The following is an 11,905-nucleotide window of genomic DNA, read 5'->3' on the forward strand; positions in this document are numbered from 1 at the left end:
CGGGCGGGCCCGGCGCGGGCGCGTGCGCCCGCGCGGCCCGACGCCGTCGTGGGTGTCAGGGGACAGGCCGGGTCAGGGGCGGCGCAGGCGGGTGACGAACTTGTAGCGGTCTCCCCGGTACAGGGACTGGGCCCACTCGACCGGGTTGCCGTCCGCGTCGAAGGCGTGCCGGGTGAGCAGGAGCATCGGCAGGCCGACGTCGACGCCGAGCACCTGCGCGTCGTACGGGGTGGCCAGCACGGTCTCTATGATCTCCTCGGCGTCGGTCAGCCGCACGTTGTACGCGTTGTACAGCGTCTCGTACAGCGAGGAGTGCACCTCGAGCTCCCGCCTGAGGCGGGGGAAGCGACGGGCCGACAGGTGGGTGGTGTCGATCGACATCGGCTCGCCGTTGGCCAGGCGCAGGCGGTGGATGCGCAGGACGCGGCCACCGGCGTTGATGGCCAGGCGGCGGGCCAGCGGCTCGTCGGCGGTGACGTAACTGGTGTCGAGGATCTTGGTGTCGGGTTCGAGGCCGGCGGTCCTCAGGTTCCCGGTGTAGGAGGTCAGCTGGAGGACCTGGGCGACCTTGGGCTGCGCGACGAACGTCCCCTTGCCCTGGATGCGCACCAGGCGGCCCTCGACCACGAGCTCGGACAGGGCCTGGCGCACGGTCGTGCGCGACGTCTCGAAGCGGACCGCGAGGGCCCGCTCCGGAGGCAGGGCGCTGCCCGCGGGCAGGCTCTTGGTGAGGGCGAGCAGGCTGCGTTTGACGTCGTAGTACTTCGGGATCCTCGGGGAGTCGTCGCTCACATGGTCACCTTCATCTCGGCCACGGCGGTGAGTGCACCCCGGATCACCGTTAGATCATCGGAACTCAGATTGGCCCGCGCCGTCAACCGCAGACAAGAGCGGCCGACCGGCACCGAGGGCGGCCGGAAGCATCCGGCGCGCACCCCGTGTTCCGCGCAGATGAGGGCGGCCCGAAGCGCGGTCTCGGGTGGGCCGAGCACGATGGGGACGACCGCACCCGCCGGATCGCCGGTCTCCAGGCCGAGATCGCGGGCCGTCGCGGCCAGCTCCCTCGCCCTGGTTCGCACGCGTCCGGGCAGTTCGGGCTGATGGTGAAGGATATCGACGGCGGCGAGTGCCGCCGCAACGCTGCCCGGTGCCAATCCGGTGTCGAAAATGAACGAGCGTCCCGTGTCGACGAGGGTCTGGATCACCTCGGGCGCGCCCAGCACGGCCCCGCCCTGCGATCCCAGGGATTTGGACAGTGTGATCGTTCTCACAACGCCCGGTTCGGCCGCGAGCCCGGCGGCGTGCACCGCGCCCTGCCCGCGGGCGCCGACGACCCCGATCGAGTGGGCCTCGTCGACGACCAGCAGCGCGCCCTGCCGCACCGCCGCCGCGTGCAGTTCCGGGAGCGGGGCGAGGTCGCCGTCCACGGAGAAGACCGCGTCGGTGACCACGATCGCGTGCTCCTCGTCCCGGCCGGCCAGCGCCTTCTCCACGGCCGCCACGTCCTTGTGCGGGGTGACCACGACCCGCGAGCGCGACAGCCGGCAGGCGTCCACGATCGACGCGTGGTTGCCCGCGTCCGAGACCACCAGGGCGCCCCTGCCCAGGGCGGCGACGGCGGCCAGGTTGGCCAGGTAGCCGGAGGAGAAGACCAGGGCGCCCTGCGCTCCGGCGAAGGCGCGCAGGCGCGTCTCCAGGCGCGCGTGGAGGGCCGTGGAGCCCGTGACCAGGCGGGAACCCGTGGAGCCGGTACCCCAGTCCCGCGTGGCCGCCACGGCCGCCTCGACCAGCCGCTCGTCCCTGGCCAGACCGAGGTAGTCGTTGGAGGCCAGGTCGATCAGGCCGTCGTCGTCGGGGGTGCGGGCGCGCAGGACCCGCCGCAGCCCTGCCGCCTCCCTCGTGGCCGCCGCCGTGCGGAACCGGGCCAGCGGGTCGGGGGTCTGCTCCATAAGCGGCATCTTTCCAGCCGGACTCACCCGATTCGCGTTCGGGCCTGCAAAGAACGCATGATGCACGGGTGCCGACTCTAAGCGACCTGGCGGTCCGTCACACCGCGCTCGACGATGCGGACCTGGAGTGGATGCACTCGCTGGTCTCCGACTGGCAGCTCCTCGCCGACCTCTCCTTCGCGGACCTGATCCTGTGGATCCCGCTGAAGGAGGGCTCCGGCTGGATCGCGATCGCGCAGATGAGACCCACCACGGGGCCGACGGTCTATCACGACGACATCGTGGGGATGACGGCGGCCAAGGGGGAGCGGCCGCTCCTGGAGACGGCCTGGAACGAGCGGCGCATCTGCCGCGAGGGCGATCCGGACTGGTCGAGCGGGGTGCCGGTCCGCGAGGAGACCATCCCGGTGCGGCGGGCCGACCACTTCCTGGGCGTCATCCAGCGCTCGACGAACCTGTCCTCCGCGCGCACTCCCTCCAGGCTGGAGCTGACCTACCTGCAGAGCGCCTCCGACCTGGCCCAGATGGTGGCCGAGGGCCGCTTCCCGTTCTCCGGCGCCGAGCCGATCCTGGTCCGCTCGCCGAGGGTCGGCGACGGCCTGCTCCGGCTCGACCGGGCGGGCCGCGTCACGTACGCCTCGCCGAACGCCCTGTCGGCCTACCGGCGGCTGGGCCTCAACGCCGACCTGGTCGGCGCGGAGCTGGGCCGTACGACCGCGACGCTCTGCTACTCCGACGAGCCGATCAACGAGAACCTGATGCTCGTCGCGAGCGGGCGGGAGCCCAGGGAGACGGAGGTGGAGTCGGGCGGCACGGTCGTGCAGCTGCGGGCGATCCCGCTGGTCGTCGGCGGCGGGAGGATCGGCGCGCTGGTGCTCATCAGGGACGTGACCGAGCTGCGGCGCCGCGAGCGGGAGCTGATGACCAAGGACGCCACCATCAAGGAGATCCACCACCGGGTGAAGAACAACCTGCAGACGGTGGCCGCGCTGCTGCGGCTCCAGGCCAGGCGGATGCAGCTGCCGGAGGGCAGGGAGGCGCTGGAGGAGGCGGTGCGCAGGGTCGGGTCGATCGCGATCGTGCACGAGACGCTCTCCCACACGCCCGAGGAACAGGTCGACTTCGACGACATCGCCGACCGGGTGATCGCGATGACGGGAGAGGTCGCGGCCCCGGAGACGCAGGTGGTGCCGCTTCGCGTCGGGACGTTCGGGGTGTTGCGCTCGGAGGTCGCGACGCCGCTGGCGATGGTTCTCACCGAGTTGCTGCAGAACGCGGTCCAGCACGGGCTGGCACAGCGCCAGGGCAGGCTGCAGGTGATCGTGTCACGGGGGGCCGAGCGGCTGGACGTGATCGTGTCCGATGACGGCAGCGGGCTGCCCGAGGACTTCGATCTCGACCGGACCACCAGCCTCGGCCTGCAGATCGTCAGGACCCTGGTGGTGAGCGAGCTGTCCGGGCGGCTCGCCATCGAGCCGCGCCAGGGCGGCGGGACCGAGGTGAGCCTGAGCATTCCCCTCCCCGCGATCTGAGCGGGGGAGGGGGAACGGCGTCAGGTCACGCCCTCGCCGCGGGGCGTGCCCGTCGCCCGGCCCGAGGAGAGAGGGGGCCGGGAAGGAGCGTTCTCACCGCGATGTCCCGGTGTGGCGGCCGGTTCGAAGGCCCGTACGGAAGCGGGTCTCTTCGAGATGATCAGGTGGGGCTTCGGTTTCAGACGCTCGTGCGGGTGCGGGCACGGGCCGTGCGGCGCTTGAGAGCGCGTCGCTCGTCCTCGCTCAGGCCGCCCCAGACTCCGGCGTCCTGCCCGGACTCCAGCGCCCACTTCAGACACGCTTCGCTGATGCTGCAGGTGTTGCAGACCTGCTTGGCTTCCTCGATCTGCATCAGGGCGGGGCCGGTGTTGCCGATCGGGAAGAACAGCTCGGGGTCCACGTCACGGCAGGCAGCGTTGTGGCGCCAGTCCATGCGTCCACTCCTTCGTATGAGGAGCCCTTGCGTCGGCTCCAGCGGCTCACTTTGTGAAGAGTTTCACTAACCAGCGCGAACGGTTCCCCGGTCCGTGGTTCGGGTCGGGGGTCTGTCCGCTTGATCGCCGGTGACCTGGGAGCGAGGTGGTCGCTCAAAGGTCCTACGTTCCGACGTCAATCCTGAGATTGTCAGCCACGCTTAGTACACGCAAGAGGTTTGGGAGAACGTTTTACCCGAAATGGATGTCGGATGCGTCACACAGGCCGTACGTAACCGATCAGACCAAGACCTGTAACGCGTCGGGGATAGACCGGAACGTTATGCGCTCGACCTCCCCCAGGTAGTCCCCGTCCAGCTGGAACGCCACCGGGCGCCTGGAACTCAGGGTGAACTCCTTCTCGTCGTGCAGCTGCACCAGGTGGCGGCCCGTCGGCAGGGTGTCGCGGGCGCCGAGGATCTGGGGCATCAGCTGGAGCATGGAGGGCAGGCCGAGGCGCTGCAGGCCCAGCAGGTCGAGCCCGGTCTCGAAGCTCGCCCACGGGGTCGGGGAGACCGGCCGCGGGCCGATGAACGACCACGGGGAGGTGTTGGAGACGACGGCCATGAAGATGCCGCCGGTCCGCGGCACCTCCGGACCCTCCACGGTCATCGGCGGGTGGCGCTTGTCGGTCGACAGGTAGTGGTGCAACGCGGTGTTCACATAGCGGGTGGGCGTGGCCTTGCGGCCGGTGCCCCGCATCCCCTCGACCGCCCTGATCACCTCGGCGTCGTACCCCAGGCCGCTACAGAACGTGAAATACCTACTGTGGTCATCCCAGATCGCCTGGCCGAGCCCGACGGTCCGCCTCCGGCCGTCGCGGATCGCCTCCAGGATCGCCCCCATCGCCTCCACCGGGTCGTTCGGCAGGCCCAGGGCCCTCGCGAAGACGTTGGCGCTGCCGCCGGGGATCGCCAGCAGCGCGGGCCGGTCGGCCGAGCTGCCCTCGTCGCCCGCCTTGCCGTCCACCGGGTCGAGCAGCCCGTTCACCGCCTCGTTGATGGTGCCGTCACCACCCAGCACGGCCACCGCGTCGTAGCCGGAGGCGTGCGCCTTGCGGGAGAGCTGTGTCGCGTGCCCCCGGTATCCGGTCTCCTCGACGGTCAGGTTCATCGTCGCGCTCAGCGCCCTGATGAGAACGTCCCTGGTTCGCTGGTTGGTCGTCGTCGCCTTCGGATTCACCAGGAGCATCGCGCGCATGGCCTCAGCGTATCCGCCGGAAACCGGGCCGAGGCGGCGAAGAGGCGGGCGACCGTACCCGGCGATAGGGTTGGCTCCGTGCCGAACCGCCCGCTGACCCTCACCGTCGCCGCCGCCGTCATGGCGCTGGAAGGCGCGACCGCCCTGCTCCTCGGCGGCTACGCCGGCGTGGAGACGGTGATCGGCCGGCCGTCGGACCTGATGAGCTCGATCGCCGTCGCCGCGTTCGGGATCATCGTCGGCGCCGCCCTGCTCTGGGTCGGCTGGGGAATGATCCACTCGGAGCGGTGGGCGCGGAGCCCGGGCGTGCTGACGCAGATCTTCGCCATCCCGGTATCGGTCACGCTGATCCAGTCCGACCAGCGGGTGATCGGCTTCTCGCTGATCGCCCTCGCTGTGGTCGGACTGGTCGCGCTGCTGTCCCCGCCGACGACGCAAGCCCTCTACGGGGACCAGGACCGGCCGTCCGGCTAGTCGTCGACGGTCAGACCCTCACGGAGCTGAGCGAGGGTCCTGGCCAGCAACCGGGACACGTGCATCTGCGAGATGCCGAGCTCGGTGGCGATCTGGGACTGCGTCATGTTGCCGAAGAAACGCAGCAGCAGGATCCGCTTCTCGCGCGGAGGCAGCCGCTCCAGCAGGGGCTTGAGCGACTCGCGGTACTCGACGCCCTCCAGGGAGTCGTCCACGATCCCGAGGGAGTCGGCCACCGCCGGCGCGTCGTCGTCGCCGGAGTCGGGCGCGTCGAGGGAGACCGTGGAGTAGGCGTTGGCCGACTCCAGCCCCTCGAGCACCTCCTCCTCGCTCATCTTCAGGAACGCGGCCAGCTCGGCCACGGTCGGCGCGCGCCCCTCCCGCTGGGAGAGCTCGCTGATCGCCTTGGTGAGCGAGAGCTTGAGCTCCTGCAGCCGGCGCGGCACGCGGACCGCCCAGCCCTTGTCGCGGAAGTGGCGTTTGATCTCGCCCACGATCGTCGGGGTCGCGTAGGTGGAGAACTCCACCCCGCGGCCGAGATCGAAGCGGTCGATCGACTTGATCAGTCCGATGGTCGCGACCTGGGTGAGGTCGTCCAGCCACTCGCCCCGGTTACGGAACCGGCGGGCGAGGTATTCGACGAGGGGGAGGTGGAGCTCGACGAGCTCGTCGCGGATGCGCTGGCGTCGCGGGTCGTCGGCGGTCAACTCCACCAGTTCCGCGAAGAGCAGGCGCGCACGCACCCGGTCGGGCACCGCGTGGTCGCTGGCGGCCATGGCACGAGTCCTTTCCGTCACGCCGGCCTCGCCGCGCCTCGGCGCTTGCGGAGGACGATCGCCATACGGTCGGGGGAGTCGGTTACGGCATCCACATCGTCAGCCAGGGCGGTGAGCACCATCCACGCGAAGTCGTCGCGCTTGGGAGGGGTGCTTCCCACCGTGCTGACCTCGACCCGCACTTTCATCAGCTGCCCGGTGAGCTCGAACTCGGCAGTCAGATCGGTGCCGGGAACGGCCTGGGTCAGTAACATCGCACACGCCTCGTCGACCGCGATCCGAAGATCCTCGATCTCGTCCAGCGTGAAGTCCAGCCGTACGGCAAGCGCGGCTGTCGCCGTACGCAGCACGGACAGATAGGCACTCGTCGCCGGCAGCCGGACGCTCACCACGTCACGGATCCCGCCCATGCCGACCGCGGGCGCCTCGGTGTGTTCGGTCACGTTCCTCCTCGCAGAGTCGCTGACTGCAACCTACAGCCCTGGGACGGTGGTTGGCCCGCTTGGACTCGCGATCGAGGCGATTTGCCACCGTCAAGAACCCCTGAAGATACGCAAAAGGGGCACTGTACTTATGGTGGCTCCGGCGCGTCGCGACCCGGCCCCGGGCCGGGGCGGCTCCAGCGCGCCGGGATCCGGCCTGTCAGGCGGGGTCGAGACATCGCGGCCCGGGCGACGTGCCGGCGGCGGCACGTCCGCGCGGACCCCGATCCGGATCAAGGTGGTGTCCCGGGGACGTTTCCTTGATCCGGACTACCGGCGCCCCATCACGAGATCGTTGTGAGGGTTTTAGGCGGCCTTGGTCTCCCAGAAGATCTTGGAGATGTCGTCGATCTTGCCGAGGAGCTCGTCGGCCTTGGCGACGTCGACCGTGCCCTTGCCGCCGGCCGCGCCCGCGAGCTTGGTGGCCTCCCAGAACAGCTGGTGCAGCTGCGGGTAGGTCTCCAGGTGCGGGGGCTTGAAGTAGTCGGTCCACAGCACCCACAGGTGGTGCTTGACCAGCTCGGCCCGCTCCTCCTTGATGGAGAGCGCGCGGGCGCGGAACACCGGGTCCTCGTTTCCGGCGTACTTCTCCATGATGGCCTTGACGGATTCGGCCTCGATGCGGGCCTGGGCCGGGTCGTACACACCGCAGGGCAGGTCGCAGTGCGCCGAGGCGATGTGCTTGGGGCGCATAAGTCGTGCGAGCATCGGAAATCCTTCCTTGATGCCGGGTTCAGAATGGTCCGGTTAACGACCTTACTCGTCTCCGAATGCCCGCGTGGGAGGGGGTTACGCTCCATGAGAGTCCGTGTCGCAGGTGAGTCGATGCTGCCCGCGCTGCGGCCAGGCGACTGGCTCTGGGTACGGCGCGGCGCGGCCGTGCGGCCGGGGGACCTGGTCGTCGCCCGGCTGCCGTCCGATCCCGCCGTGCTCATCGTCAAGCGCGCCGCGTGGGAGACGGACGACGGCTGGTGGCTGGAGAGCGACAACCAGCGCGCCTCCGGCCGGCGCGACAGCTGGGACTTCGGGGCGCTGCCGCCGTCGTCGATCGTCGGCAGGGTGGTGCTGCGCTACTGGCCGGCTCTCTGGCTGGCGTAGGGCCTTGGACGTCCCCCGCTTACTGGACGACCTTCTGGCGGGCCCGGTAGGCGGCGACGTTGGCCCGGCTGGCGCACCGCTCCGAGCAGTAGCGGCGTGACCGGTTGGAGGAGGTGTCGAGGTAGGCCCTGCGACAGGGCGGCGCCTGGCAGAGGCCGAGCCGGTCGACGCCGAGGTCGGTGATCATGGTGGCGAGTCCCATCACCGCGCCCACCGCGTACTGGTCGGCCATCCGGCCGCCCTCGGTGAGGTGCAGGTGCCAGCGCTCGCCGTCGTGACCGGAGATCTGCGGCTGGACGGGGTGGTGGATCAGCAGCGAGTTGAGCCGGTCGACCACCGCCTCCTCGTCGCCCGCCTCGGCGGTCTCGAACACGATCATCAGCTCCTCGCGCAGGTCGCGCAGGGCCTCCAGGTCGCTCCTGGTGATGCGGCAGCCGGGCCGGTAGCGGCCGCCCTCTTCCAGGAGCAGGCGCAGCCCGTCGAGGCCGGTCAGCCGGTCGGGGCTGTTGATCAGTAGTACGGCCAGCTCCGCGTAGGAGGTCAGGTCCATCTGGGGATCCGTCGATGTAAGAGGCGGCATGGATTTTGAGTATTACACGATGTGGTGAGGTTAACACCGGGACGGCGAAAGTGAGCGACTGTGAGCGACAGCGAGCGACTTCTCTCCACGGGCGGCAGTCTCAACATGTGGCACAATCGAGCAACGGGTGACCCCCGTACCCCCTCCAGGCGACCGTGCTCAGTGGGCAGGTCCCGAGCGGCTACCGAAGCCCGGGACATGCTTCCTCCGGCCGCCTCCGAAGGAAACATCCGTCTGTCTGACTGAACTACAGGGGTCGCTGTGGCTGTCACGCCATCCTCCATCTCCCTCGAAGCCCTCGAAGCCCTCGATCTGGACCCGGCCTTCGCCCTGCACCGCGGGGGCAAGCTGGAGGTCCGCTCCACCGTCCCGGTCCGCGACGCCGACGACCTGGCGCTCGCCTACACGCCGGGGGTGGCCAGGGTCTGCAGCGCGATCGCCGAGGAGCCCGAGCTGGCCAAGGACTACACCTGGATCTCCAACGTGGTCGCCGTCGTCTCCGACGGCACCGCCGTGCTCGGCCTCGGGGACATCGGGCCCGCCGCCGCCATGCCGGTCATGGAGGGCAAGGCCCTGCTGTTCAAGCAGTTCGCCGACGTCGACGCGGTGCCTCTCTGCCTCGACTGCACCGACGTGGACGCGCTGGTCGAGACGGTCGTCCGGCTCGCACCCTCCTTCGGGGGGATCAACCTCGAGGACATCAGCGCGCCCCGCTGCTTCGAGATCGAGGCGCGCCTTCGCGAGCTCCTCGACATCCCCGTCTTCCACGACGACCAGCACGGCACCGCGATCGTCACGCTGGCCGCGCTGAGGAACGCCGCGCGGCTGACCGGCCGCTCGCTGGGAGAGCTGCGCGTCGTGGTCGCCGGCGCCGGCGCCTCCGGGATCGCGGTCAGCCGGTTCCTGCTCAACGCGGGTATCGGCGACATCGCGGTGGCCGACTCCAAGGGCCTCATCCACGAGGGCCGCGCCGGGCTCAACCCGGTGAAGGAGGCCCTGGCGCGCGACAGCAACAGGGCGGGCCTGCGCGGTTCCACCGAGCAGGCGCTGGCCGGGGCCGACGTGTTCGTCGGACTGTCGGGCTCGACGGTCTCGGAGGAGGCCATCGCGTCGATGGCCCCGGACTCGATCGTCTTCGCGCTGTCCAACCCGACGCCCGAGGTGCGCCCGGACATCGCGCGCAAGTACGCGCGCGTGGTCGCGACCGGCCGCTCCGACTTCCCCAACCAGATCAACAACGTGCTGGCCTTCCCCGGCGTCTTCCGCGGGGCGCTCGACGTCCGCGCCACCACGATCACCGAGAACATGAAGGTCGCCGCGGCCGAGGCGCTGGCCGCCGTGGTCGGGGACGACGAGCTGTCGGCCGACTGCGTGATCCCCAGCCCGTTCGACGAGCGCGTCGCCCCCGCGGTCGTCGCCGCCGTCTCCGCGCAGGCCCGCGCCGACGGGGTCGCCCGCCTCTAGCGGTCACCTCCCCGGCCCCCGGTCGTCGCGGGGGTGGGTGACTCCTCCGTACGGTCGCCGGCGCGATCGTGCCGGTGAGTCCTCCGTACGGTCGCCGGCGCGATCGTGCATCCCATGCCCACTCCCATGATCATCCCGCGCCCACCCGGCACGTGACCACGGACGCCCCTCGCCCGACCGGCGAGGGGCGTTCGCGCTTTCCGGAAACCCCGATATTCGTCACGGATCGTGCTATAAAAAGAGCTCTCAGTTACCTATGTGCGTAAGGTGTGCATCAGGCAGCGGTGCGCGCACGACCGGACCATGCGCGCTGCCGGCACGCAGACGGTCCTCGCGGTGAGGGGAGCTATGAGACGCGAGCCCAACCGACTACTCCAGAGGCTCATCGCCGAGGCGGGCTTCACCCACAAGGGGCTGGCCCGGCGACTCAACGATCTCGGCGCGGCTCGCGGCCTGTCCGGTCTGAGGTACGACCACAGTTCCGTGCTGCGCTGGATCGCGGGCCAGCGGCCGAGGGACCCGGTCCCCGGGCTGCTCGCCGAGATCTTCGCGCTGCGGCTCGGCAGGGCCGTGAGTCCCGAGGATCTCGGCCTGCCTGCCGTCCTGACGCCTCTCGACCTCGGGCAGGAGTTCAACCACACGTGGCAGGAGGGAATCTCGACCGTGACAGCACTGTGGCGCGGGGACGTGGAGAGACGAAGGTTCTTACTCGACTCCACCTTCGCGATCGGGGCCGGGTCCGCCGGAGCGGTGCGCTGGCTGACCCTTCCGCTGGAGGGCCGCCCCGAGGGGCGGGGCACCCGGCGCGTCGGCATGGACGACATCGCGGCGATCCGGGAGGTCACCCGGTCCTTCGGCGAGCTGGACAACAGGTTCGGCGGCGGGAGGGTCCGCCCCGCTGTCGTGAAATATCTGGACACGGCGGTGGCGCCTCTTCTCAGGGACGGCTCGTACGCCGAGAACACCGGCAAGGCGCTGGCGTCGGCCGCCGCCGAGCTGACCCGGCTGGCCGGCTGGATGGCCTACGACCTGGAGCAGCACGGCCTGGCCCAGCGCTACCTGATCCAGGCGCTGCGCCTGGCGCGCGGGGCGGGCGACCACGGGCTCGGCGGCGAGATCCTCGCCGGGATGAGCCACCAGGCCATATATATAGGACAACCCGCCCACGCGCTCGACCTGGCCAGGGCCGCCCAGCTCTCCGCCCGCCGGGCCGGGATCTTCGCCCTGCTGGCCGAGACCCACGTGCTGGAGGCCCACGCGCACGCGGCGCTGGACGACAGGGAGGCGTGCGCGAGCTCCCTGCACGAGGCCGAGCTGTCCTTCGACCGGCGCCGGGCAGGCGACGAGCCCGACTGGATCTCCTACTTCGACGAGGCCTACCTGTCGGCGAAGTTCGCGCACTGCTTCCGCGACCTGGGCGACGGGCCGGGGACGGTACGGCACGCCAGACGCTCGCTGGAGATGGACGGGCGCTACGTGCGCGGGCGGATGTTCAACCTGTCGCTGCTCTCGGCCGGGCTGCTCGCCTCGGAGGAGCTGGAGGAGGCCTGCTCCGTCGCGGTGGAGGCGCTGGAGCTGGCGAAGGGCCTGGAGTCGGCCAGGACCCGGTCGTACGTCGCCGACCTGCGGCGGCGGCTCGATCCCCACGCCGCCGAGCGGCCGGTGGTGGAGCTGAACGAGCGGGTCGGGGAGCTCAATCCCGCCTGAGCGGCCGGGAGGTCTCACCGGAGACCTTCCGGCAGGGGCCGGACGAGCGTTTCCGGTGGGGCGTGGCTTCCGGCGATGAGTGATTTCGGTGGGGAATGGCCGAAGGGGCCCGGCTGGTGCCGGGCCCCTTCGGGTGGAGCTAAGTGTTGCTGGTGGTGCTGTGAGTCTGA

The 11,905-nt window shown here is 70.4% G+C and carries 13 protein-coding genes; 5 read left to right on the forward strand and 8 right to left on the reverse strand.

Features of this window, described 5'->3' with window-relative positions:
• Positions 1 to 72 precede the first annotated feature (72 nt).
• Together AB0F88_RS42575 and AB0F88_RS42580 are read right to left on the reverse strand one after the other, a co-directional pair.
• Positions 73 to 792, reverse strand: coding sequence for a GntR family transcriptional regulator (locus AB0F88_RS42575; protein WP_362697751.1), 720 nt, complete (start codon positions 790 to 792; stop codon positions 73 to 75).
• On the reverse strand, positions 789 to 1,949 hold the full coding sequence (locus tag AB0F88_RS42580) for an 8-amino-7-oxononanoate synthase (RefSeq protein ID WP_362697754.1): 1,161 nt from the start codon (positions 1,947 to 1,949) through the stop codon (positions 789 to 791). The genes AB0F88_RS42575 and AB0F88_RS42580 overlap by 4 nt, the downstream gene beginning before the upstream one ends.
• Positions 1,950 to 2,017: 68 nt before the next feature.
• Between AB0F88_RS42580 and AB0F88_RS42585 the strand changes: the two genes are divergently transcribed.
• Positions 2,018 to 3,481, forward strand: coding sequence for a histidine kinase N-terminal domain-containing protein (locus AB0F88_RS42585; RefSeq protein ID WP_362697757.1), 1,464 nt, complete (start codon positions 2,018 to 2,020; stop codon positions 3,479 to 3,481).
• Between the two features lie 178 nt (positions 3,482 to 3,659).
• Here AB0F88_RS42585 and AB0F88_RS42590 read toward each other — a convergent pair whose 3' ends face one another.
• The gene (locus AB0F88_RS42590) at positions 3,660 to 3,914 is read right to left on the reverse strand and encodes a WhiB family transcriptional regulator (RefSeq protein WP_362697760.1); all 255 of its coding nucleotides are present in this window, start codon (positions 3,912 to 3,914) and stop codon (positions 3,660 to 3,662) included.
• 280 nt (positions 3,915 to 4,194) lie between these two features.
• Entirely contained in the window at positions 4,195 to 5,154 is a 960-nt protein-coding gene (locus AB0F88_RS42595; protein WP_362697763.1) for a diacylglycerol kinase family protein, read from the reverse strand.
• A gap of 78 nt (positions 5,155 to 5,232) precedes the next feature.
• Between AB0F88_RS42595 and AB0F88_RS42600 the strand changes: the two genes are divergently transcribed.
• Positions 5,233 to 5,628, forward strand: coding sequence for a hypothetical protein (locus AB0F88_RS42600; RefSeq protein ID WP_362697766.1), 396 nt, complete (start codon positions 5,233 to 5,235; stop codon positions 5,626 to 5,628).
• Here AB0F88_RS42600 and AB0F88_RS42605 read toward each other — a convergent pair.
• The 3 genes from AB0F88_RS42605 to sodN all read right to left on the reverse strand — a co-directional run bounded on the left by AB0F88_RS42605 (position 5,625) and on the right by sodN (position 7,594).
• Positions 5,625 to 6,404 (reverse strand): RNA polymerase sigma factor SigF, encoded by a 780-nt coding sequence (locus AB0F88_RS42605; protein WP_362697768.1) that lies wholly within the window; start codon positions 6,402 to 6,404, stop codon positions 5,625 to 5,627. The genes AB0F88_RS42600 and AB0F88_RS42605 overlap by 4 nt on opposite strands.
• Before the next feature lie 17 nt (positions 6,405 to 6,421).
• Complete coding sequence (locus tag AB0F88_RS42610) at positions 6,422 to 6,814, reverse strand: anti-sigma factor (RefSeq protein WP_037972535.1); 393 nt, start codon at positions 6,812 to 6,814, stop codon at positions 6,422 to 6,424.
• A 378-nt stretch (positions 6,815 to 7,192) separates the two neighbouring features.
• Positions 7,193 to 7,594, reverse strand: a complete 402-nt coding sequence (sodN, locus tag AB0F88_RS42615; protein ID WP_362697771.1) for a superoxide dismutase, Ni — start codon at positions 7,592 to 7,594, stop codon at positions 7,193 to 7,195.
• A gap of 90 nt (positions 7,595 to 7,684) precedes the next feature.
• Between sodN and sodX the strand changes: the two genes are divergently transcribed.
• Positions 7,685 to 7,984, forward strand: a complete 300-nt coding sequence (sodX, locus tag AB0F88_RS42620; RefSeq protein WP_362697774.1) for a nickel-type superoxide dismutase maturation protease — start codon at positions 7,685 to 7,687, stop codon at positions 7,982 to 7,984.
• A 19-nt stretch (positions 7,985 to 8,003) separates the two neighbouring features.
• Here the strand turns inward: sodX and AB0F88_RS42625 are convergent, their stop codons facing one another.
• Positions 8,004 to 8,534, reverse strand: coding sequence for a CGNR zinc finger domain-containing protein (locus AB0F88_RS42625; protein ID WP_362697777.1), 531 nt, complete (start codon positions 8,532 to 8,534; stop codon positions 8,004 to 8,006).
• A gap of 291 nt (positions 8,535 to 8,825) precedes the next feature.
• Here AB0F88_RS42625 and AB0F88_RS42630 point away from each other — a divergent pair, with 291 nt between their 5' ends.
• Both AB0F88_RS42630 and AB0F88_RS42635 read left to right on the forward strand, forming a co-directional pair.
• Positions 8,826 to 10,028, forward strand: a complete 1,203-nt coding sequence (locus AB0F88_RS42630) for an NADP-dependent malic enzyme (RefSeq protein ID WP_362697780.1) — start codon at positions 8,826 to 8,828, stop codon at positions 10,026 to 10,028.
• Positions 10,029 to 10,376: 348 nt separating this feature from the next.
• The gene (locus AB0F88_RS42635) at positions 10,377 to 11,735 is read left to right on the forward strand and encodes a hypothetical protein (RefSeq protein ID WP_362697783.1); all 1,359 of its coding nucleotides are present in this window, start codon (positions 10,377 to 10,379) and stop codon (positions 11,733 to 11,735) included.
• Positions 11,736 to 11,905: the final 170 nt, after the last annotated feature.

Source organism: Streptosporangium sp. NPDC023963 (assembly GCF_040639135.1).
Taxonomy (GTDB): domain Bacteria; phylum Actinomycetota; class Actinomycetes; order Streptosporangiales; family Streptosporangiaceae; genus Streptosporangium.

Bases quoted from the DNA above. Each gene is read 5' to 3' on its own strand.
- AB0F88_RS42580 (WP_362697754.1), bottom strand. From the start codon at position 1,949: ATGGAGCAGACCCCCGACCCGCTGGCCCGGTTCCGCACGGCGGCGGCC.
- AB0F88_RS42590 (WP_362697760.1), bottom strand. From the start codon at position 3,914: ATGGACTGGCGCCACAACGCTGCCTGCCGTGACGTGGACCCCGAGCTG.
- AB0F88_RS42595 (WP_362697763.1), bottom strand. From the start codon at position 5,154: ATGCGCGCGATGCTCCTGGTGAATCCGAAGGCGACGACGACCAACCAG.
- AB0F88_RS42605 (WP_362697768.1), bottom strand. From the start codon at position 6,404: ATGGCCGCCAGCGACCACGCGGTGCCCGACCGGGTGCGTGCGCGCCTG.
- AB0F88_RS42610 (WP_037972535.1), bottom strand. From the start codon at position 6,814: ATGGGCGGGATCCGTGACGTGGTGAGCGTCCGGCTGCCGGCGACGAGT.
- sodN (WP_362697771.1), bottom strand. From the start codon at position 7,594: ATGCTCGCACGACTTATGCGCCCCAAGCACATCGCCTCGGCGCACTGC.
- sodX (WP_362697774.1), top strand. From the start codon at position 7,685: ATGAGAGTCCGTGTCGCAGGTGAGTCGATGCTGCCCGCGCTGCGGCCA.
- AB0F88_RS42625 (WP_362697777.1), bottom strand. From the start codon at position 8,534: ATGGACCTGACCTCCTACGCGGAGCTGGCCGTACTACTGATCAACAGC.
- AB0F88_RS42635 (WP_362697783.1), top strand. From the start codon at position 10,377: ATGAGACGCGAGCCCAACCGACTACTCCAGAGGCTCATCGCCGAGGCG.